Consider the following 20,747-nt stretch of genomic DNA (forward strand, 5'->3'; position numbering starts at 1 on the left):
CCTTATGAAAAAACGTAACGAAGAACAATGGCGAGCACTGTTTGCGCAGCACGACGCCAGCGGTGTATCAGCAGCCGTTTTTTGTAAGCAGAACGAGCTGTGCCCCAAATACTTCAGCTTGCGCCGCAAACAATTGGCAAAGATGGCCAGTAAAGAGGAAGCCGGTTTTGTTCGTGTAAAAGTAAAGCCCAAAATACCGCACGAAGCTTCTGGTGTGAAGGCTGCATCACTGACCATTCGCCATCATGTAGGCCAGCTTGAATTTGGCACACTACCGCCACCTCAGTGGCTGGCCCAATTGCTCAGGGCGTTGGCATGATCCAGTGGGATGATGTGCCGGTATACGTACACCGGCAACCGGTGGATTTTCGCAAATCCATTAATGGGTTGAGTGTCTTGGTGCAGGAGTCCATGGCACTGGAGGTATTTTCCCGATCCGTGTTTGTGTTTGGCAATCGCACCCGCAATAAAATAAAAATCCTCTACTGGGATAAAACCGGGTTTTGTCTGTGGTACAAGCGGCTGGAAAAAGACAAATTCAAATGGCCACGCCGGGGTGATGCTGTGTTATCACTGACTCACGAACAGTTTGATTGGCTGTTGCGCGGGTTAGATATTGAAAAGCTTCAACCACACACAGAAAAATATTTCTTCTCGGCGAATTAGTGCTATCAACCTGCGCAGGTTTTTTATAAGATGTGTGGATGGAAAACAAACCCGATCTTCTGCAAGAAAATATTGATCTGCAAAAAATAGTTGCCGATAAAGACGATATTATTTCAGCGCAGGAAAAGTCCCTTCAAAGCAAAGAAAAACGCATTCGTATTCTTGAAGAATATATCCTCTCGCTTCAGCAAAAACAATTTGGCAGTTCCAGTGAAAAGCAGGAAGTGCTTCAAGCGGAGCTGGTCTTTACCGAAGCGGAGGATACCGCGGAAGCCGAAGCCCCTGAACAAGTGGATGCCTTTGCCGATGACACGGTTGTTGTAGCGGAGCATAAACGCAAGAAGAAACGTGCATCCATTCCCAAAGAGCTACATCGTATCGAGATTACCCACGATCTGCCTGAGGATCAAAAATGCTGTCCGCACGATGGATCGTTATTAAAACCCATCGGTTTTGAATCCCACGAACAATTAGACATTATCCCCGCCAGTGTTCGGGTGTTACATCACAAACGATTGAAATACGCCTGCCCCTGTTGCGAAAACTATCTTGTGACCGCAAAGAAACCCGCACAACCGATTGAAAAAAGTATCGCCTCACCCGGGCTGTTGGCCCATATTGCCACGCAAAAATATGTAGATGCCATGCCGCTGTATCGCCAGACGGACATTTTCAAACGTATTGGTGTGGAGATGGATCGCACTACACTCGCCAACTGGATGATCCGTTGTGGAAACCTGGTGCAGCCATTAATTAACTTGCTGCACGAAAGAATGTTGGAACAAACGATTCTTCATGCGGATGAAACGCGTGTGCAGGTGTTGAATGAAACCGGTCGTGCGGCTGAAACACAGAGTTTTATGTGGGTATTGCGCAGTACGCAACCCACGTGTGCAGCAGTGCTTTATCGCTACGAACCGACACGCAGTGGAAAAGTAATCACGGAATTGCTACGTGATTTTAATGGCGCACTCATGACCGATGGCTATGCAGCTTACAACGCACCTTGTGAAAAAAAGGGTATTACCCATTTAGCCTGTTGGGCACATGCGCGTCGCAAGTTTATCGAGGCACAAAAAATCCAGGCGAAGGGAAAAACCGGTAAAGCAGATCAAGCGATTGCGTTTATCCAGCAGCTCTATGGAATAGAAAAGGCGATTAAGGACAAAACGCCGGAAGAAAAATATCAACTGAGACAAACACAATCGCTGCCGGTGTTACAAAAAATAAAAGTCTGGTTGGATAAAGGCTTGGCACATTCACCGCCACAATCGTTGATTGGAAAGGCATTGCATTATTTGCATGAACAATGGCCGAAGCTGGTTCGCTATGTGGAATCGGGGGATTATCCGATTGATAACAATGCAGCGGAGAATGCAATCCGCCCGTTTGTGATTGGGCGAAAAAACTGGCTATTCTCCACAAGTCCCAAAGGGGCCACGGCGAGTGCAAATTTATACAGTGTGATTGAAACCGCCAAGGCCAATGGGCTGGAGCCTTATGGGTATTTAAAAACAATCTTCACTGAATTACCCAATGCGACAAGCCTCGAACAGATCGAGGCATTATTACCGTGGAATTACAAGGATGGGGTTAGTTAGGCGTTTACCACTGATTGCAAGAAAGAACAGCCTGGCCTATGCCGCTACGGCAACATGACCAGTCGCGGTGGTGAAACCATCACTTATGATGTATTCAACAAACCCCTGACCATCAACGGTAGCAATGGCACCAGCAGCTTCAGTTATGGCCCCAACCACGAGCGCTTTAAACAGGTATCCAGTGGAAAAACCACCTATGTCATCAACGGTGGTGCTTACGAAGAGATCGTCGACAACAACACAGGAACCGTAACGCAAAAGAGCTATGTCGATGGCTTTATGGTACAGACCAAAACAGGCAGTATCATCGAAGTCACCTACCTGCATAAGGATCATCTGGGCTCGACGGAAGCGATGACGGATGCCAACGGTAATCTGACTGGTCGGATGAGCTTTGGGGTCTGGGGACAGAGACAGCAGGCCAGTTGGCAGACGGGTACCCCCTCCACCGGTGAGCTGAATGCCTTCAAGACCCAACAGGGTTACACTGGCCATGAGCAGCTCGACGCCCATCATTTGGTTCATATGGGGGGCGAATCTATGACCCCAGCATCGGAAGATTCCTGAGTGCGGACTTGTACATTCAGTCGCCGTATAACACACAGAGCTTTAACCGCTACAGTTATGTGTTTAATAATCCGCTGAGCCTCGTCGATCCAACGGGGTATTTTTCAGACATGATGCAGTGGGCGATGGAGTCGTCCTATCAACACACGTCGGGGTGGTTCTGGAATGCCAGCCACCAGGCGGCTCAAATGCAGATTAATTATTCGCAAGCCAAGAAGGTGGCAGAGAGGGCTGCCAATCAGGGAACGCCTACGGTTTGGATGGAGGAATTGCCACGGGATGAAAAGGAGGAGCTACAATCAACAAGCAAACAAAAGAATGGTAATGGGCTCGGTTTTGATAATGCACAAGAGGGGAGCTGTTGGGGTAGTTATGGTCCTTTGCGTACAGCAATATGCAACACAGCAATGGAAGGATGTACACCTCAATCAGTTTATAGTAATGGTTTGAAGATCCTCCCCGGACCCGGAGGAGATGGCACCCCTTTTGAAAACGGTGCGATTTCTGAATTGTTTGTTGGGCCGACTCAGCACTTCTTTAATGATGATACTTTGACCGTTCATAATGTTGCGTTAGAAGGACATGTGCTTTCGGGAGTTGTTACGCGACAAGTTGTCACTGATAGCCGTGGCTGGGTGTATATTGAGACGTCTAAGGTTGGCCCCGCGACCCCATTAAATGTGGCTGCAAGGTTGGTCGATGGTGCCTTGTGGCGTGATGTGGATTTAAGGATAAGGCGTATGGTTTACCATCATGCGGTGCAACAACAATGATTTGGTTTAAGGCTATTTTGGCAGGCATTTTAACGCCACCATTACTTGGTGCCATTTACTATTCTTACTTGTCGTATGCATCAGAAGCACCGTTCAACAAAACGGTGCTTCTGATTACGATACTTTTTTCCTATGTGTTGGTAGTCGTGGTGGGTTTGCCTTCAGTTTTTGCGCTTAGGCTGAAAGAAGCTATCCCTTTGAGATTTTGCGTACTTATGGGTGTTATGGTTTCGTTGCTTACGGCCTTTTTGTTATTTTCTTTTTCTGCGATGTTTCCGCCATTAGACCAACTAATAATTTTCAGTTCTTTAGGGGCTATCTCTGGTCTAGTCGTTTGGTGTGTCTTTAGGTGAGGAATTTATCTTGTAGTTCTGGTGTGGGCGTCATGCAGTACTCTTGTTTTCCAAACCATTTGTATCGATTACGAGCGATTAAAGAGTACAAATAGTTTCGTATTGGTCTCGGGATGATCCGTAAAATGATAAGGTGATTCCAGGGGCTCTTAAGCTCTTTTGTTATTGCTAGCGCTGCGTCACTCTTGATAAAAGCCTCGCCGTTTTTTACCAAGAGAAAGGTATCTATGTTGTCGTTCGATATGTTGTAAGTGACCAGTATTTGTTGACCAATGTTTGTTTGCATGTGTGCAAATTTAAAAATATTTTTATGATCTCTCTCGATGATAAAATTTACTGATGAATTGCATAATTTGCAGGTGCCATCGAAGACAATAATGCTATTGTGAGGCTCGAATTTTTGATTCATCAATGATGTTCCGCTTGTATGAGGTAAATGTCCTGTAAAGCTGTAAACCACAGGATGGTTGATTGAAAACTGGCATTTTTAAAACATAAATGCCAGTTTTTTTATATCTCATCTCTTATCCTCAACAAGTTTTTGACAGGATGGCTGTCAAAAACGGCCTGCCATTCCCACGATGTTTCAGTAAGATTGATAGTCGTAGTAGCAACGCCCCCAGAGGAAACCAATCTTACTAAAACTGCATCCAGAGATTTCGTCGCCATGCTGGGCTCGATCAATTTGTACTTTGAGCGTTCCTTTGAGGCTTGGCTTGTTAGCCGAAAAGCGTTCTCATTCAAATTGCCATCATAGGGAAAATACGTATTTTTAATGCATACCGCCCTATCAAATTTATTTATGTAACTAAGCGTGACACAATGGTCACGCTCGCATTTGGCGGGAGTTACATATACCTTAGCGTCGGCAATTTTTTTGCAAATGACGAACAGCTAACAACTAGAAAAATAAAAAATAGTACTATTTTTTTCATTAACATTCTCCACTGACAATCAATTGCTCTGGTGTATGCAGCGCAGGCATAGCTGGAAGCGTTATTCCTTGTCACAGACCACCCAAAACTGCCTGCCAAACCTATTGCACCAGCTCCACCATAGGCGACAGCGCCTTGGAAATGCTCATGCCCAAAACCTGCCAGATGAGCGGCTTCATGAACAAGCAAAGCAGAGAAATATGTTCTATTGCTTGTTAATGAGGGGTTATAAAAATTGTATCAGGGTGAGCGACTTTACTTACCCATGCTCCCACCGTATCACCTTCTGCTAAGCGCTTAGCAATATAAGCTGGATCTCCGGCAGTGATTGTCGCTGCTGATAATGCTGCACTAATATTCGCCAAATTTCTATCCAACGCAGAGCGCACAGCATAAGCTGAGGGTGAGACTGAAATTGTCAAGATTTGTGCGTATTAAACGGTGCTAATAAAAAGAACTGCGCTAACAAAAAGGCCAGCATTGCTGCTGGCCCTGGAAGTCTATAACGGTAAATATTGGTTCAGGAATTTATCCATGGCTTCGAAGGTTTGTTGGCGATGAGGGAGGTAGTCCAGATGGTGGGTACCGTCTTCCAATTCAATGTATTCGTAGGTTTTCTTGGTTTTTGCCAGGGCCTTGGCCATTAACCGGCTTTGTGCGACAGGGACAGAGGCATCCTTATCGCCATGGATGAGCAGGATTGGAATTTTAACCTTGTCGACCATACGTGCAGGTGAGGTTTCCTTGAGTTGGCTTCGGTCATTACCAAACTGTTCCCGGTAGCTGTTGGCCGCCATATAGTAGCGGAAGGTATCGCGCATTTTGACCAGGTCTGACATGCCTGCAAAACTGATGGCACATTGGAACAGGTCCGGTGTTTTGGTGGCGCCCATCAGTGCTGCATAGCCGCCATAGCTGGCGCCGACAATACACACTTTTTTGGGGTCGGCAATTTTTTCCCTGACCAGGTAATGCACGGCGTCTTCAAGATCATCCTGCATTTCCAGGCCGTAACCGCCTATGGCTTGCATCATAAAGTCGTGGCCGCGGCCGGACGAACCGCGGAAGTTGGGTTGGAACACCGCGTAACCGCGATCCACCATAAAAGCCGAGAAGCGATCGAAACCGGAGCCATCTTCACTCATAGGGCCACCGTGGGGAAGGATAATGGTGGCAACCGGTTTGTTGGCAAAGGTTTTGGGCAAAGACAAATAACCCTCAAGTGCCAGGCCATCGCGCGCCTTGTAGGTGCGGAATTCTTTTTTAACCAGTACGTCTTCTGTTAATTCCGGCAACAAATCGGCAACGTGTACCAGCTCTTTGGTATCGCGATTGCCATAGAGAATAGCGCCCGGGTTGAGGTTGCCACTGGAGTACAACACGTATTTGCGTGCATCTTCACTCAGGCTGATGATGTAGTTGTTGCTGTCGGGCAAGGCTTTATCCAGGCCTGCCTGGAAGGCTTTGAATTCCTGGTTCCAGAAAATACTTTTGCTTTGGCCATCGTTGTAGTAAATGCCGACCACCTGCTTGTGTGCCGGTGAATAAATCAGGCTGCCACTGACATCGTATTCCGGATGGCTGAGTACCAATTCTTTGGGATAGCCGGGTTTGGATAAATCGGCTTTGAACAGCGCCTGGCGACCTTCGTGGTTGGCGAACAAAAATAATTCATTGGGATCGTTGCCAAAGCCGACAGGTGAAATATCCGGCTCATCGAAGTTGATATAGGACCAGGCTTCCGTCCATTTATTGGTGTTGGGATCGAGTACACGGATGCTGATGCGACGATCGCGGTCGTTGTAGCCCACACCTGCACGCACATTGCCCTGGCGGTCCGCCAACCAGGAGCGCACACTACTGTGGTATTTTTTAACGCGTGATAACTTGCCGGTATAGACGTTGGCTTTATAGACGGTCTGGTGGCCGGGCAGGTCGCGATCCACACTCAGCAAAATATGTTCGGGATCATCCGGCAACATGCTGATGATATTGTCCTGAAATTGGCTGACCCAACCCTGGTAGACCGCATCTTCATTGGGCTTGACCAGCGTGATAATTTTTGATGGTTTTTTCGCATCGACGGCCAGCAAGCGCGTTTCGGTGAATTGCAGGGAGGTATTCATACCGCGCCTGCTGGCAAAGCGCAGGCTCATTAACAAGCGATCATTATTGGCCCAGCGCACCCAATTGAATTTGAATTCCTTATTGTCCGTTTTGGTGGGGAAAAAAACGTTTCCTGTGGCCAATTCGTAAACCATCACTGCCGTAATACCATCGATGTTTTTCAGGGCCAGCAAGTGGGTTCCGTCGGGAGACAGTTCAAGCCTGTCGAGGACTTCATCGCGATAAAAGCTGGAGAGGGGTTGCGGGGTATGCTTAGCTGGTTTGGCGGCATGGGTTACCGCGGTCAATGCCATTAGCAGCACCAGACTGCTGAATATGAGACGAAACAAACGCATAATCGTTTTCCTTTAGTAGTCCTTGATATGCAGCTTTAGGGTCCTGTATAGCGGGCTGCGGGGTAAACTCCCTGGCTGATCCATACACACTTCTGACACGAAACTGCAGGCCGGCAGTATCACTGAGGTCTATTAGCGCGTCAATTCACTCTGTTGAAAACGCCTTGGCCAAATTAAGGTTGATTTAACCTTGTTGCCCTAACCTGAGCTTGTTACGACAAACTGACTCAGGAGACCTATGATGAACACTACACTGAAAATTTCCCGAACGCTGGTTGCTGGCTTGTCTTTGGCAAGTGTCCTGGCTATCGCATCCACGGCAGTTCAGGCCGATGATATAGGCCCGGACAAGGCGTTGGCCCTGCGCGACCAGGGGGCTATCCTCGCGTTTGATAAACTGAATAACCTGGCCCTCGCCCAGCATCCCGGTGGCCGTATTGGCGATACGGAATTGGAAGAAGCCTGGGGCCGCTATGTGTATCAGGTGGAAGTGCTGGATGCCCAGGGCCAGGAGTGGGATCTTGAATTGAATGCGGCTACTGGCGAGCTGCTGCGCAATGAGCGCGATGATTAACGTTTTATGGGAAATAATCGATGAGCCTGATTCCCCGTTTCACTGCTGTCGGTTTGATGCTGGTGTGCCTTGCCCTGAATTCCGGGGCAGGCGCGGATGACCTCGATCAGGACCTGGCCCGAGCCCTGCGTGAGCAGGGCCATATATTGCCGCTGGAGCAAATACTGACCAGCCTGTACCAGCGTTATCCGGGGGCCAGCCTGCTGGAGGTCGACCTTGAACGGGAAGATGGTATCTATGTGTACGAAGTGGAATTGCTGACCCGCGAGGGCCGTGTGCGCGAGCTGGAACTGGACGCATCCAGCGGACAGATCCTGAGCGATGAGGAAGACGATTAATGCGTTTGCTGTTGGTGGAAGACAATGTCGCCCTGGCCGATGAGTTAAATCGCGACCTCAAGCGCCTGGGCTATGCACTGGATTGGCTGGCCGATGGTCGCGACGCCCTGCACCAGGGCTTGATAGAGCCCTATGACCTGGTGTTACTCGATCTGGGGTTGCCCGGCACCTCCGGTCTGGATGTCTTGCGCCATTGGCGCGCGCAGGGCTTGCATACACCGGTATTGATCCTCACTGCACGCGATAAATGGAGTGAGCGTATCGATGGACTCAAGGCTGGTGCAGACGATTACCTCACCAAGCCTTTCCACCCCGAGGAATTGCAATTGCGCATACAGGCCTTGCTGCGCCGCGCCCATGGTTTTGCCAACCAGCCCCAACTCCAGGCGGCAGGCCTGGTGCTGGATGAGGCGCGCCAGATGGCACAATACCGCGGTGAAACCGTTACCCTGACCGCCGCCGAGTTCAGCCTGCTGCGCTATTTGATGCTGCATCCCGAACGTATCCTGTCCAAGTCCCAACTGTACGATCACCTTTACAACGGCGAAGCCGAGCGCGACTCCAATGTGATTGAGGTGCATATCAATCACCTGCGCCGCAAATTGGGTAAGGACATTATTGAAACCCGTCGCGGCCAGGGCTATCGCCTCGGGGGTGAGGCTTGAGTTCTATCCGCCGTCGGCTCAGCCTGGGGTTGGTTACCAGCCTGGTGATTGCAGGCGTGCTCCTGGCGCAGATCAGCATTTGGTTGTTTGAGCAGGGCTTGCGTCGCTACCTGGAGAATCACCTGCGCATCGAAACGGAAACCCTGTTGCGTGCCCTGGTGCGCCAGGAGGGCGAAATCCGCCTGGACCCGCGCCGCCTGGCACCGGCCTACGATCGGCCTTTTTCCGGCCAGTACTATGTGGTGCACCTGGAGCCAGCAGACCAGGCGCCGGCCCAGCGCTGGCGCTCCCGCTCTTTTTGGGATACCGATACTGCCCTGCCGGATAAGGCCGGCTTGCAGGAAGAACTGGTACCCGGCCCCCAGGGCCAGCAGTTAATCCTGCTTCGGGCGGATTACCATCGCCTGGGGCGCGATGCCGTTCTGGTGGTAGGCCGCGATTACCGTCCCATGCTGGAGAGCCTGCGCCGTATCCAGCTATGGGTTTTGGGCGGCGGTGCCCTGGCGCTGTTATTGATCCTGTGGGTGCAGCGCCAATTGGTGACCCGCGCCCTGGCCCCCCTGGAAACCGCGCGTCTGCAATTGGCCCAGTTACAGCAGGGGCAGCGCTCCAGCCTGGATACCCGGGTGCCGGATGAGTTGCAGCCCCTGGTGGAGCAAATCAACCGCTTGCTGATCCACACCGAAGATACCCTGCGCCGCTCGCGCGACGCCCTGGGCAACCTGGGCCATGCGCTCAAGACCCCTCTGGCTGTGCTGTTCAGCCTGAGTAATCGCCAGGAGCTGGATGCACATCCGGCCCTGCGCGATAGCCTGCGCCAGCAACTGGATGCAATCCAGCAGCGCCTGGCGCGTGAATTGGGGCGCGCCCGGTTGGCCGGTGAGGCCCTGCCCGGTGCCTATTTTGATTGCGCGCGCGAGCTGGCGGATCTCTGCGATACCCTGCGCCAGATACACGGACGCGACCTGAAGCTCCACTGGGATGCTCCCCCTGGCCTGCAGCTCCCCTGGGACAGGGAAGACCTGTTGGAGCTGTTTGGCAACCTGCTGGATAACGCCTGCAAATGGGCCGGCGCCGAAGTGAGCCTGAGCGTCCAGCAACAAGGCCACACCTACCTGATAGCGGTCGATGACGATGGCCCCGGTATTGAGCCAGAGCAGTGGGCGGCGGTCCTGAAGCGGGGCTCACGCGGTGATGAGCAGGTAGAGGGGCATGGCCTGGGGTTAGCGATAGTGCGCGATATCCTCAGCCATATTGGCGGTGAACTGTCACTGCAAGACAGCCCCCTTGGCGGCCTGCGGGTTGTAATCTCCCTACCTGTCCCCAGATTGGCCTGAATTCCTTTCTCGCCTCTCACTCAGACAGGTTGCCCTTATGCGCGGCATGCACAGCTCCGGTTTATCTGCACATCCCAACCAGGAGCCGCGCTCCCCCACCCCTGTCCATCTGCGCCAAACCCTGGGTTACCTGCTGCCATACCTGTGGGATTTCAAAGGGCGCCTGATACTTGCCATCCTGGCCTTGCTCGCCGCCAAGGGCGCTACCCTGGCCATGCCCTGGGCGCTGAAACATATCATTGATGGTGTTGATCGCAGCCTGTCGCCCGCCTTGGTATTACCCATCGCGTTTGTGGTGTTTTATGGTTTGCTGCGGTTTGGCAGTGTGTTTTTTGGCGAGTTGCGCGATGCGCTGTTTAGCCGGATTACCGAACATGCCATGCGCCATATCGGCTTGCGGGTGTTCAAACACCTGCATTCGCTGGAGCTGGCATTCCACCTTGATCGCGCGACCGGCGGCGTCAGCCGCGATATAGAGCGCGGCACCAACGGCATCAGTTTTTTGATGCGCTTTTTAATGTTCAACATAGTGCCCACGCTGTTTGAAATCCTGATGGTGGCGATTATTTTTGCGGCGGCTTTTTCCATCTGGTATGCGGTTATTACCCTGCTGGCCGTAGTGATTTACGTCATTTTCACTATCCTGACCACCGAGTGGCGCAACCGTTTTGTGCGCGAAGCCAACCAGGCTGATTCATCCACCAGTACGCGCGCCATAGATTCGCTGCTCAACTATGAAACGGTAAAGTATTTCAACAACGAACATTACGAAGCGGAGACCTACGATAAATTCCTGGAAAAATGGGAATCCGCCAAATTAAAAAACCGCATGTCACTGCTGGCACTCAATTCCGGCCAGGCCCTGATTATTGCCATCGCCATGACCGCCATGATGTGGATGGCGGCACAGAGTGTGATCGACCAGCAGATGACCCTGGGGGACCTGGCGATGATCAACGCCTACATGATCCAGTTATTTATTCCGCTGAACTTCCTCGGTTTTGTCTATCGCGAAATCCGCCGCGCGCTCACCGACCTGGAAAATATGCTCGCGCTCCTGCGTCGCCAACCGGCAATTGTCGACACACCCGATGCCAAGCCGCGACAAGCCGGCGCCGGTGAAATCTATTTTGAGCGGGTGGATTTTGGCTATACGCCGGAGCGTCCCATCCTGCGCAATTTCAGTGCGCGTGTGGCACCGGGTAGCAAGCTGGCCATTGTCGGTGCTTCAGGGGCGGGTAAAAGCACGATCGCGCGTTTGCTCTACCGCTTTTACGATATCCAGGGCGGCAATATTTATATCGACGGACAGGATATTCGCCAGCTCACCCTTGAAAGCTTGCGCCGTTCCATCGCCGTAGTGCCCCAGGATACGGTGCTGTTTAATGCCAGCATTCGCGACAATATTGCCTACGGTAATCCTGCCGCCAGTGAAGAGGAGATTGATCGCGCGATCAAGGCGGCCCATTTGGAAATATTTATTCGCAGCTTGCCGCAGGGTGATCAAACCCTCGTTGGTGAGCGCGGCTTAAAAGTTTCCGGTGGTGAAAAGCAGCGTATTGCGATTGCACGTGTGCTTCTCAAAAAAGCGCCTATCCTGATTTTTGATGAAGCGACCAGCGCGCTCGATTCCCACGCCGAAGCCGCCATACTCGATGCACTGCGGGAGCTGGCGGCGGGACACACAACCCTGGTGATTGCACATCGCTTGTCCACGGTGGTAGATGCCGATCAAATCCTGGTGATGGAACAGGGCCAGGTGGTAGAGCAGGGCAGTCACGCGCAATTACTGGCCAAACAGGGTGCCTACGCCCAATTGTGGAATCGGCAGCAGGAGGAGCATTGAGGTATCGCTATTATTCGCCGCGATAGCCGGCCTTGCGCGCATCAAAGCGGGATTGATTGAGCAGGTCTATTCCGCAAGGTAAGTTGCTGATCCAGTCGAGGAACTGATGGATTATCGCCTTACCCACAAACGGGCTGCCGTGTTGTGGCACCATCATGTCCACATCCATTTCCCTCACCATATTGGCCCACAGGCGACAGGCTTTATTACTCGCCATATAGCGCTGGTGAAAACCGAGCATATGGGGCACATGGGCGTCAAAATTTTCTATCGGTTTTTCTGCGTGGGTTTCAACCAGTGATGCGCCCATATCACCACTGAATAAAATTTTGCTGACAGGATCGTAAAAATGGAAGTTACCGACGGAATGTAAAAAATGGGCGGGCAGGGCAATGATTTCCGTATTACCCAGGCGCGTAGCGCCGCCGTGATCCGGCAGTGCAATGATGCGCTCTTCAAACGCCTGGCAATATTGCTGAGTCATAAACTGCGATGCCAGGTGCGGCAAAAAACGCGACCAGAGTTTAGAGGTGACCACCTTGCATTGGGTGTGCATCATCCAGCGCGGCAGCGATGCAATAATATCCGGGTCCTGGTGTGAAGCAAAAATATAATCCAGCTGCTGGGTTTTGACCCGTTTGCCCAATTCGATATTGAGCGGGGTATAGGTCAGGTCGCCTCCCGGGTCTATGAGGGCTGCGCGGCCGTTGCTGATAATTAAAAACTGGTTAGCCTGTATTCCTTCACCGACGACCAGGTCAGAAAACTGGATGCACTGGTGGCCGGGTTGGTTAAATAAAAAATGCGCTTTGTCTTGCTGGAAAAAAGGGTGATTCATAATAGCCTCCGCCATCCGCACAGCTTAAAGCCTGTGGGCGGCGGTGACTTGATGCGTATCAAAGAGGCTCAACAATATGCCGGGGTTTGCGATGTAAATACCCATAGTAGATCTGGCACAGCATAACGCCGAGCACACCAGTCAACATTAATAATGCAAAAGGCAGGGCCGTACCGTTATAAAACCAGGCGAGCAACGGGCCGGCAAATGCACCGCTGCCAAAACGCAGGGTGCCATTAACGGCTGTCGCTGTACCGGTATTATGGGGAAACTGCATCAATACCAGTGCATCGGTATTGGTCCCGATCAGGGTCAGTCCCATCATCAGCGGCGCCACACTAAACACCGTAAACCACAAATTTAATTCAGCGAGATTCACACCGGCCAGGACAAGGGCACTGACCGTTGCCAGCACCAAACCGGCGCGCAACATGGTGAGTGAGCCGACGCGTATCACCCAGCGACTGTTAACCCAGTTCGCCAGCATCAACATCACCACATTAAATCCAAACAGCAGGCTGAATTGCTGTTCGCTGGCGCCGAAGTATTGGATATAAACAAAAGGCACCGCGGTGATAAAACAGAAAAATGCAAAGGAGCCAAACATCATGCTCACAATCAGCGGGCGGGCGCCACTATGGCCAAACACAGTGCGATAGCCACTCAGCAAATTGGGTTTGGGCTGGTTTTCCGCGCGCGGAATTTCTGGCAAATAGCGCCATATCAATACCCAGATCAACAGCCCATACACCGCCAGTAACCAGAAGATACTGCGCCAATCACTCACCCATAGCACCAGGCTGCCCACACCGGGAGCCAACAGGGGCGCCAGCATCATCATCATGGAGATATAGGACATGCCTTTGGCGGTATGTTCCTGGTACAGGTAACGCACAACCCCTGGCGCTACAACGGTAGCGGCAGCACCGCAGAAAGCCTGGATGACGCGCAATAACAGGAATTGGTCGATTTGGCTGGAAAAAGCGAGCGCTACACTGCTCAGGGTAAAACCACCCAGGCCAAACAGGGCCAGGGGGCGGCGGCCGATCATATCGGCCAGGGGACCAAACAGCAGCATGCCAGCGGCATAGGCGGCCAGAAAAATACTCAGGGATTGCTGCACACTGCCGATGTGGGCGTTCAGGTCACCGGCAATCACCGGCATGGCAGGCAGGTACATATCCACGGCCAGGGGCGTGGTCGCGATAATCGCGGCCAGTAACACAATCAACCAGGGATGGGATTCTTTGGTCATAACAGGTATCGAGCGCAAACGCGCTCCTTCATGTTTCGGATATTGATTGGTGTCCATACTAGCGATTCATTTTCCAGTGAACGAGGGGGACAGTTGATGGCGAATCCACCAAAAATTCGATTGATAGGCCAACTATTGCAAATAACCAGGGGAGAGGCTGTATCAGTAGCGAGGATTATTGCGACGACATCACGATGTGGGTGCTTTATACTCGAAACCTGCTAAAAGATGACAAAAAGGTCGAATTTATAAACGATCTGACTATATTCTATGTGTAACTGATAACAGCGACAGCCCCATGGATATTACGCCCCTGCACAAGCGCCATTCGGAGCCCCTGATCTCGATCCAGGCGCTCAACGCCTGCCGTATCCTGGTTATTAACGGAAAGGGCGGTTCGGGCAAGACCACGCTCAGCACCAATCTTGCTGCCTGGTTAGCTAAGCGCGGTGAGTCCACTTCATTACTGGATGCCGATCCCCAGGGATCATCCAGCCACTGGATCAAGCAGCGTCCGCTGGAATTGCCCTTTATTTATGGTTTTAAAATCGAATCCAGCAGTCGTACAACCCTCAGCTTTCAATTGCGCGCGCCCAAATCTACCCGTTGGCTGGTTACCGATGCGCCACCGGGGCTCAGCGGCCTGGCATTGGATGATCTGGTGCGCGACCACGATTTGATTTTGGTACCGGTAATGCCGTCTGAAATCGACATCCGTGCCAGTGCCCGTTTTATCGGTGAGCTGCTGTTAACACAAAACATGCGTCGCAAGCGCCGTCCGATAGCCGTTGTCGCCAACCGTATCCGCCAGCAAGCCAGTGCCTGGGTGCGTCTGCAAAAATTCCTGCAAAGCCTGCAAATCCCCTATCCCGCCAATTTGCGCGATACCCAAAATTATGTGCGTGCCTACACCGAAGGACGAGGCATTATCGACTATCCCCAACAAGCCTACGCCCGCGACCGCGAGGATTGGGAGTCGTTAATGAACTGGATTGATGCACAAAATCGCGAGCACCAGTGGCTCAAGGATGAAGCGGCCCATGAGCTTACGCCGTCTGAAATATCGCGTGAAGGTACTGCGCAGGGGTGAATGGCGTCTTCCATTGCTGCAGGAACAATGCCGGATAACAATCAGGATTCTTGAGTCAGCTGAAGTTTTCTAATGGCTCGCAAGGTAACCATAGCGGCTTCTCCGGCCGGGGTTAACATCCAATAGGCTGATTTATCATTAACGCTGCGTGTTTTCCGCTTGGTGCTTTTGGCCATTAAGCGCAAGGCCAGGAATTGAACTTTAATCGTATTGAAAACATCGTCATTCATTTCAAAATTCTTAAGCACAAAACCATCCAGTTTCCGGTTGGAATGCAGCTAGTTAAGCTGTTCCGCTTCAATAAAACTGTTGAGTCCTTTTTTCAGCGTATTATCCGGTGCTTCATCAATGAGTAAGGGCGATATGGCTGAGAAAATATGGTTCCAGGTGGTTTGGAATGAGGCTTTATAGGTTACATCAGGTCGCCATTCCGATGTTTTGAATGCGCCGAATGCATAGCTGATCTCGACAATATCATCGCCTTGGGCCAGGTGCTCAATACCAATCGTTGATGCTTGCTGGGAATCTGCGAGCTGGTTTTGCAGGTCTTCAATTTGTTGCCTGAGGCGTAAAATTTCTTCTGTGGCACTTTTCTCCGGAAGTAAATCAGCTTTGACCCATCCAACTGCCGGGTTGGCTTTAATTAATTTAATCAGGCTGCGACTGACCGCAGATCCCAAATCGGCCGGTGTTGTCCAGAATTTGCACATTTTTTGTTGGGCTAATGCGCGGAATTCATCGAGTTTTTCTTTGCCCTGTTCGGACTTCTCAACCCGTTTGGCTGGCAGTGTACCCGGATCTTTATGCAGGAAGGCAATGACAGGTTTGTTTTGTGCTACCGCGTATTCATACTCCATCTGGGTATAGCTGATACCCAATGGGCCAACAGAGCCGTATCGCCCGCCGATAACCACAATATAATAATCGCAGTCTTCAATGACCTTTCGGATGAGCGTCCATTGGTCTTCATTGGTGGCAGGGAACAGTTCCATCCCGGCGGGAATACAATCCAGCTCAAGCAGGGCCTGCATAATCTCCTGCCGCTCTTCCCTCAGGTCTTCATAGGTGGAGCTGACAAACACCTGGTATCGTTTATCCATGGAAAATATGCCTGTTAATAATATTCTGTGGATATTTTGAATTTGATAGGGGATATAGAATACCCCAATATTACAGCAAAAAAATGCACAGTTGTTTGAGATGACTTCTGGTTATAACTTGGCAATGATTTTAGCCGCGTATTGAGACGTATCATCGGCCAGGCATCTTGGGTGAGATTGAAGTTGTGCCAGTACCCTGGCAATCCCTTTTCGCTGCTCATCCGTTAACAGGCTTTCGTCATTTCGTGTATCCAGTTTTACTATTTCGTCTACCGCCATCAGTAATCGATAGATTGTTTTTAAGCGGAAGTCCCGTAGAGTCGCAGTTTTTGATAATGCGTCAAGTAGGTTGATAACACCATCAATGGCATGGAATTGCGGCCTGACATGCAAAGCACAGGCAGCACCGAATACCTCAGCCTGGTTGGATGAATTTGCCAAATTGGAAAACAGGAAATCTATTGACGTAAGCCCTTTGGCTTTGGCCTTGAGTTTTGAGGCAAGTTTATTCAGTTCGGTTGCCGGCGCATCCGGATCAAATTCGTTACAGGTCTTCATGAAGTCCTGCTCCATTTCCCGATAGGTGGATTTCAATTGATCCAGCTCTTTCTGCGTGGCATCTACGGCTTCTTGCAGCTCTCTGAACTTCGCTTCAAAATTACCGACCTTAATACTTTCAAGCCACGACGATGCCCAGGGTATAGCCGCCAGCAATAGCAAGGACATGCCGATAGCGTCAAATTTGACTCCCCACTCAAATGTGTGGAAAGTAGCTGCCAGTATGGCAATGAATGAGAAGATAATTTTTGAATATGGCATAGGTGGGCCTTATAGGTTAACGAGTAGTAGCCAATGCCAGCTTATTTTGCAGAAAATCTATTCTTCCTTGGAGAAACAGGTTTTGAGATTAGGAAATGCCATGCCTTCAGGTAAGTTGCGGATAGAATATCTATCTAACTTAGTGTCATATACAACAATATAGTCAAAGGAATCAGCTATCGCTATTGAGTAGTGTACCAAAGGAGTTGATGGTGTAGTCAGGGTAATCGTAAGGGATTTACTATCGATAATATTTTTGACTAATTGATGATTGCGGTGAACATACACACGCATCGTCACAAGTGTGTTGGCCTGAATAGACTGTATCAGTCCTCTGCTTACCTCCTCCAAGCAAGTGCGAGTATCTACATCTGCTGTTTCTCCCTTCAAACTGAATTGCACATCTCCCGTATCCCATTTTTCCATTCTGTTTGATTCAGTATTAGATGAGCAACAAGAAGCTATTAACCAGCCTGCACAGTAAAGTATCAGACGACTTTTACATAGAGTGAAATGATTTTTTAAAATTTTCATTGACTTTTTATGCACTACGGTGCCTGGGTATGGCACCGTAGTGCATCATCATTATTCTATTTCGATGTTATCCAGCAGGATTGCTGAGTCATAAATACTGTCTCCAATATCAGTTGCATAGAAACGTAGCAGTACATTTTTACCAGCATAACTATCAATATTCAGACTCTTGCGTGACCAGCCAGTGTTATAGACTCCGCCTTGATCAAACGAAACATCAGATGCTGATACAGAGTTGCAAAGCTGGTCAATATTGGTCTGGAATAGGGTTTGGCAATTTGTAGTTACACTATTATCTTTTTCGCATATATCGACTTTGAATTCATCTTGATATATAGACTCACAATACTCCAGGAATTCCTCGGAGAAGAAATTCCAATCGAAATTTAGTTTGGTTACATTGTTAGCCAGGCAACCAGTCTGTTCGATTTGTCCAGCAGTTGTAGTGTAACCCAGTCCAGTCGATATAATTCCTGCCCAAACTCCTTCAGTAGGTCGTGTTGAACCCAGTTGTGAAATAACACGGCCATCGCCGCTACGCTCCCAGGTCGTTAAGGTTCCATCCTCAAAGCCAAGATTGCTGAAGTTGCCGGAACCAAACGAGAGATTGCTGGCACCGGATAAGGTGATGTAGGCTGGGTCATTGTCTGCGTCGTTGGTTCCGTAAATGGCAGTAGTGGCATTAATCGCTTCGCCAACATCCTTGCCGGTATACATTTCCTCTACAAGCATCTTTAGCGTGTTCTGTGCATAGGATGAATTTACGTAATCCGTGTAACCAACCACAGCCCCGGCACCTTTGCTTAGGAAAACGTTTGCGAGTGAGTTGTTATAGGTGGATCGACAAGCACCCAGTATGACCAAACTGTTTGGTAATGCGCCCACATAGCGCTGGAAGTAGCTAGGTAGTATAGCGATGGCACCACCTGGCGCTATGACCAGACGCTTGGCCTGGAGGTCATCCTCATAGCCAGTGATGTCGTAACCTCCATTGCCATCAGAAGGTAAATATAAGCCGCTGTAAATTACAACTTGAGACAAGGAGCCGGTAAGAAAATTGTTGGGGCCCCAATTATTTTGCCATAAGCTTAGGAGGCCATTGTAGAAATTATCACCATGCGTGACTATGTGTATATAGCCAAAGGATGAAAGATTGTAAAAGTCACTAAGAGAGACATTTAGGCTGCCATTATTAACGGCTTCTTTTTCTGCATAGAGCAGGCACTGATTCCCATTTTTGATTGAATTCCATACCCCAAAATAATCATCGGAACTCCCAAAGCTGTTTTGTGGATCAATTGGATTATTGAGATAAGGACTAATAATAAGGGCTTTATTGCTGAGAATAGGATTATTTTCGCCAGCTGTTTTAGTCCGAAGGTTGTACTTACTGGTCGGTTGAGCAGGCGCTGATGGAACATAGTAGTTGCGATGTGCAAGATAAGTCGCCGGGTAAGCAACAGTTGGTACGACAGGTTTTTTTGTTGATATGGGATTCTGTTTGCGTGGAGTTGCATTGCGCTGTTTTGCAGCTGCTGCCCGTTGGTTCTCAAGTACCGGATGGTAGGCTCCAAGAATACCGGCTTTAGTGACCCACCAAATACCACCATCTCCAGTTGCTCCGGCCTCACCAATATCTATGTTAGTTGAGAGGCTGGATACAACAGTGTTAGCAGCCTCTATCTCGGTTTTGCCATTGGCAAGTAGAGTGAGATAAGCACTTTCCAGATCATCAGCGACAGAGGTTGCTGTGGCTACTTCCTCAGCAGTGTAGTGAGATGTAACCCACATACACCGAAGTTCTGAGAAGTAAGGCGTGCTATCGTTAATCTCAATTTTGGCTCGGTAGCATTGATAGCCTGTGCTGGTTGGTGTAATGGCAAATTGAGTAGAGTAGATACCGTCTTTTTCTATCTCGTCTGGCAGTTTGCCATCATCCAACATTGGTTCAAGTTCACTTCCAGGCGTACCATCTTCGCTTGCTGTAAATAGAGTGACTGTTGGTTCGGTTCCTGTGGACAGGCCTATGGTTACAGATAGGTTGACAGTTTCATTTTTGTAGGCGATATCTTGAGATAATATTAGTGGGGTATTAAACGCAAGATTGGGGTAGTAGGTTATAGTGGTGTTAATTTCGGCTGTTTTACCATCAGCTGCCTGTGCGGTAAAAGTCAAAGGATTGTCGCCAATAGCCAGAGGCACTGAAACTGACCAATTTTCTATTCCCGCCGCGTCACCGGATATTGCAGATGATGGATTGTTGAAGCTGATTTTGTTGATAGGGGCGTCAGCACTGGCTATGCCTGCCACAGAGATTGTTGGTTCATTGGTAACTAGAATTTCATTGCCGAGTCCGAGTATTGCAATAGATATACTGTCGGTTACAGGTTTGATTGTAATCAGGATATCGTCAGTATGGTTCAACAAACCATCATCAACTGTCAGTCGAAATACTGCTGGTGTATCAACTGCTACAGTTGGGGCTATAAACTTGGCTGTCGCCGTATTCGCATCCGTCAGGGAAACACTGGGACCTGAAATCTGGGTCCAGCTGTAAGCGAGTGGGTCATTGTCTATATCTGAAGAGGTATTTCCATCCAGAACAACTTCTTCCCTTTCATTAGTCGTTTTATCTGGTCCTGCGTTGGCAATAGGAGCAGTATTTTGAACACTGCTACTGCTACTGCTACTGCTACTGCTACTGCTACTGCTACTGCTACTGCTACTGCTACTGCTACTGCTACCACCACAGGCAGTGATATTAAGTATTGTAATAACAAAAATTAGTGTTTTGCACACATCCTGAATATTTCCTTTCATGAGAACCTCTCAAATTTTCTGTTTTTCCTTTACGGGAGGGGTAAAAATTTTTGCGTAAGCTACTTGATTTTATGCTAAATAAGAAAAATTTGAAATAGGTTGCATTTTCTCTTTTTAAGAAAATTTACTAAAGATTCAATAATTTTTAATTGTGCGCAGTTTGTATAAGGCGTA

The 20,747-nt window shown here is 49.6% G+C and carries 20 protein-coding genes; 11 read left to right on the forward strand and 9 right to left on the reverse strand.

What is annotated here, in order from left to right:
* Positions 1-4 precede the first annotated feature (4 nt).
* From tnpA to CJA_RS00665, 5 genes are read left to right on the forward strand one after another with little or no spacing between them, the layout of a single operon-like run.
* Positions 5-319, forward strand: coding sequence for an IS66 family insertion sequence element accessory protein TnpA (tnpA, locus tag CJA_RS18490; RefSeq protein ID WP_012485813.1), 315 nt, complete (start codon positions 5-7; stop codon positions 317-319).
* Complete coding sequence (tnpB, locus tag CJA_RS00650) at positions 316-666, forward strand: IS66 family insertion sequence element accessory protein TnpB (protein ID WP_012485814.1); 351 nt, start codon at positions 316-318, stop codon at positions 664-666. The genes tnpA and tnpB overlap by 4 nt, the downstream gene beginning before the upstream one ends.
* Before the next feature lie 38 nt (positions 667-704).
* The gene (gene tnpC, locus CJA_RS00655; protein ID WP_049765376.1) at positions 705-2,267 is read left to right on the forward strand and encodes an IS66 family transposase; all 1,563 of its coding nucleotides are present in this window, start codon (positions 705-707) and stop codon (positions 2,265-2,267) included.
* Positions 2,268-2,321: 54 nt separating this feature from the next.
* Positions 2,322-2,834, forward strand: coding sequence for a Rhs family protein (locus CJA_RS00660; protein ID WP_012485816.1), 513 nt, complete (start codon positions 2,322-2,324; stop codon positions 2,832-2,834).
* An 8-nt stretch (positions 2,835-2,842) separates the two neighbouring features.
* The gene (locus CJA_RS00665; protein ID WP_012485817.1) at positions 2,843-3,607 is read left to right on the forward strand and encodes an RHS repeat-associated core domain-containing protein; all 765 of its coding nucleotides are present in this window, start codon (positions 2,843-2,845) and stop codon (positions 3,605-3,607) included.
* 345 nt (positions 3,608-3,952) lie between these two features.
* Here CJA_RS00665 and CJA_RS19940 read toward each other — a convergent pair whose 3' ends face one another.
* Both CJA_RS19940 and CJA_RS00680 read right to left on the reverse strand, forming a co-directional pair.
* The gene (locus CJA_RS19940) at positions 3,953-4,369 is read right to left on the reverse strand and encodes a thiol-disulfide oxidoreductase DCC family protein (RefSeq protein WP_041550811.1); all 417 of its coding nucleotides are present in this window, start codon (positions 4,367-4,369) and stop codon (positions 3,953-3,955) included.
* Positions 4,370-5,395: 1,026 nt separating this feature from the next.
* The gene (locus CJA_RS00680) at positions 5,396-7,357 is read right to left on the reverse strand and encodes an alpha/beta hydrolase family protein (RefSeq protein ID WP_012485819.1); all 1,962 of its coding nucleotides are present in this window, start codon (positions 7,355-7,357) and stop codon (positions 5,396-5,398) included.
* 238 nt (positions 7,358-7,595) lie between these two features.
* Between CJA_RS00680 and CJA_RS00685 the strand changes: the two genes are divergently transcribed.
* The 5 genes from CJA_RS00685 to CJA_RS00705 are packed head-to-tail and all read left to right on the forward strand — an operon-like array spanning position 7,596 to position 12,117.
* On the forward strand, positions 7,596-7,931 hold the full coding sequence (locus tag CJA_RS00685; RefSeq protein WP_238526801.1) for a PepSY domain-containing protein: 336 nt from the start codon (positions 7,596-7,598) through the stop codon (positions 7,929-7,931).
* 20 nt (positions 7,932-7,951) lie between these two features.
* A complete protein-coding gene (locus CJA_RS00690) occupies positions 7,952-8,269 on the forward strand; it encodes a PepSY domain-containing protein (RefSeq protein WP_012485821.1) in 318 nt (105 codons plus the stop codon).
* The gene (locus CJA_RS00695) at positions 8,269-8,934 is read left to right on the forward strand and encodes a response regulator transcription factor (protein WP_012485822.1); all 666 of its coding nucleotides are present in this window, start codon (positions 8,269-8,271) and stop codon (positions 8,932-8,934) included. Before CJA_RS00690 ends, CJA_RS00695 begins: the two co-directional genes overlap by 1 nt.
* Positions 8,931-10,271, forward strand: coding sequence for an ATP-binding protein (locus CJA_RS00700; RefSeq protein ID WP_012485823.1), 1,341 nt, complete (start codon positions 8,931-8,933; stop codon positions 10,269-10,271). Before CJA_RS00695 ends, CJA_RS00700 begins: the two co-directional genes overlap by 4 nt.
* Before the next feature lie 37 nt (positions 10,272-10,308).
* Positions 10,309-12,117, forward strand: coding sequence for an ABCB family ABC transporter ATP-binding protein/permease (locus CJA_RS00705; RefSeq protein WP_012485824.1), 1,809 nt, complete (start codon positions 10,309-10,311; stop codon positions 12,115-12,117).
* Positions 12,118-12,127: 10 nt separating this feature from the next.
* Here the strand turns inward: CJA_RS00705 and CJA_RS00710 are convergent, their stop codons facing one another.
* On the reverse strand, positions 12,128-12,955 hold the full coding sequence (locus CJA_RS00710; protein ID WP_012485825.1) for an oxygen-binding di-iron domain-containing protein: 828 nt from the start codon (positions 12,953-12,955) through the stop codon (positions 12,128-12,130).
* Positions 12,956-13,013: 58 nt separating this feature from the next.
* Positions 13,014-14,210: a Bcr/CflA family multidrug efflux MFS transporter gene (locus tag CJA_RS00715; RefSeq protein ID WP_012485826.1), complete on the reverse strand. Its 1,197-nt coding sequence runs from the start codon at positions 14,208-14,210 to the stop codon at positions 13,014-13,016.
* 298 nt (positions 14,211-14,508) lie between these two features.
* Here CJA_RS00715 and CJA_RS00720 point away from each other — a divergent pair, with 298 nt between their 5' ends.
* The gene (locus tag CJA_RS00720) at positions 14,509-15,300 is read left to right on the forward strand and encodes a ParA family protein (protein ID WP_012485827.1); all 792 of its coding nucleotides are present in this window, start codon (positions 14,509-14,511) and stop codon (positions 15,298-15,300) included.
* A 41-nt stretch (positions 15,301-15,341) separates the two neighbouring features.
* Here CJA_RS00720 and CJA_RS19560 read toward each other — a convergent pair whose 3' ends face one another.
* The 5 genes from CJA_RS19560 to CJA_RS00740 all read right to left on the reverse strand — a co-directional run bounded on the left by CJA_RS19560 (position 15,342) and on the right by CJA_RS00740 (position 20,573).
* A complete protein-coding gene (locus tag CJA_RS19560) occupies positions 15,342-15,530 on the reverse strand; it encodes a hypothetical protein (RefSeq protein WP_202944170.1) in 189 nt (62 codons plus the stop codon).
* Between the two features lie 48 nt (positions 15,531-15,578).
* The gene (locus tag CJA_RS00725) at positions 15,579-16,400 is read right to left on the reverse strand and encodes a DUF4062 domain-containing protein (protein ID WP_202944171.1); all 822 of its coding nucleotides are present in this window, start codon (positions 16,398-16,400) and stop codon (positions 15,579-15,581) included.
* Positions 16,401-16,511: 111 nt separating this feature from the next.
* Positions 16,512-17,219 (reverse strand): hypothetical protein, encoded by a 708-nt coding sequence (locus CJA_RS00730; RefSeq protein WP_148208768.1) that lies wholly within the window; start codon positions 17,217-17,219, stop codon positions 16,512-16,514.
* Between the two features lie 57 nt (positions 17,220-17,276).
* The gene (locus CJA_RS00735) at positions 17,277-17,645 is read right to left on the reverse strand and encodes a hypothetical protein (RefSeq protein ID WP_041550814.1); all 369 of its coding nucleotides are present in this window, start codon (positions 17,643-17,645) and stop codon (positions 17,277-17,279) included.
* A gap of 159 nt (positions 17,646-17,804) precedes the next feature.
* Complete coding sequence (locus CJA_RS00740; protein WP_012485831.1) at positions 17,805-20,573, reverse strand: PKD domain-containing protein; 2,769 nt, start codon at positions 20,571-20,573, stop codon at positions 17,805-17,807.
* Positions 20,574-20,747 lie beyond the last annotated feature (174 nt).

Origin of the sequence: Cellvibrio japonicus Ueda107 (assembly GCF_000019225.1) — a bacterium.
GTDB classification, from domain to species: Bacteria; Pseudomonadota; Gammaproteobacteria; order Pseudomonadales; family Cellvibrionaceae; genus Cellvibrio; species Cellvibrio japonicus.

Excerpts from the sequence above, each read along its gene's own strand:
- CJA_RS00695 (WP_012485822.1), top strand. The coding sequence starts at position 8,269 with ATGCGTTTGCTGTTGGTGGAAGACAATGTCGCCCTGGCCGATGAGTTA.
- CJA_RS00685 (WP_238526801.1), top strand. The coding sequence starts at position 7,596 with ATGATGAACACTACACTGAAAATTTCCCGAACGCTGGTTGCTGGCTTG.
- tnpB (WP_012485814.1), top strand. The coding sequence starts at position 316 with ATGATCCAGTGGGATGATGTGCCGGTATACGTACACCGGCAACCGGTG.
- CJA_RS00730 (WP_148208768.1), bottom strand. The coding sequence starts at position 17,219 with ATGCCATATTCAAAAATTATCTTCTCATTCATTGCCATACTGGCAGCT.
- CJA_RS00660 (WP_012485816.1), top strand. The coding sequence starts at position 2,322 with ATGACCAGTCGCGGTGGTGAAACCATCACTTATGATGTATTCAACAAA.
- CJA_RS00705 (WP_012485824.1), top strand. The coding sequence starts at position 10,309 with ATGCGCGGCATGCACAGCTCCGGTTTATCTGCACATCCCAACCAGGAG.
- CJA_RS00740 (WP_012485831.1), bottom strand. The coding sequence starts at position 20,573 with ATGAAAGGAAATATTCAGGATGTGTGCAAAACACTAATTTTTGTTATT.
- CJA_RS00735 (WP_041550814.1), bottom strand. The coding sequence starts at position 17,645 with ATGGAAAAATGGGATACGGGAGATGTGCAATTCAGTTTGAAGGGAGAA.
- CJA_RS19560 (WP_202944170.1), bottom strand. The coding sequence starts at position 15,530 with ATGAATGACGATGTTTTCAATACGATTAAAGTTCAATTCCTGGCCTTG.
- CJA_RS00725 (WP_202944171.1), bottom strand. The coding sequence starts at position 16,400 with ATGGATAAACGATACCAGGTGTTTGTCAGCTCCACCTATGAAGACCTG.
- CJA_RS00720 (WP_012485827.1), top strand. The coding sequence starts at position 14,509 with ATGGATATTACGCCCCTGCACAAGCGCCATTCGGAGCCCCTGATCTCG.
- tnpC (WP_049765376.1), top strand. The coding sequence starts at position 705 with ATGGAAAACAAACCCGATCTTCTGCAAGAAAATATTGATCTGCAAAAA.
- CJA_RS00710 (WP_012485825.1), bottom strand. The coding sequence starts at position 12,955 with ATGAATCACCCTTTTTTCCAGCAAGACAAAGCGCATTTTTTATTTAAC.
- tnpA (WP_012485813.1), top strand. The coding sequence starts at position 5 with ATGAAAAAACGTAACGAAGAACAATGGCGAGCACTGTTTGCGCAGCAC.
- CJA_RS00680 (WP_012485819.1), bottom strand. The coding sequence starts at position 7,357 with ATGCGTTTGTTTCGTCTCATATTCAGCAGTCTGGTGCTGCTAATGGCA.
- CJA_RS19940 (WP_041550811.1), bottom strand. The coding sequence starts at position 4,369 with ATGAATCAAAAATTCGAGCCTCACAATAGCATTATTGTCTTCGATGGC.
- CJA_RS00715 (WP_012485826.1), bottom strand. The coding sequence starts at position 14,210 with ATGACCAAAGAATCCCATCCCTGGTTGATTGTGTTACTGGCCGCGATT.
- CJA_RS00690 (WP_012485821.1), top strand. The coding sequence starts at position 7,952 with ATGAGCCTGATTCCCCGTTTCACTGCTGTCGGTTTGATGCTGGTGTGC.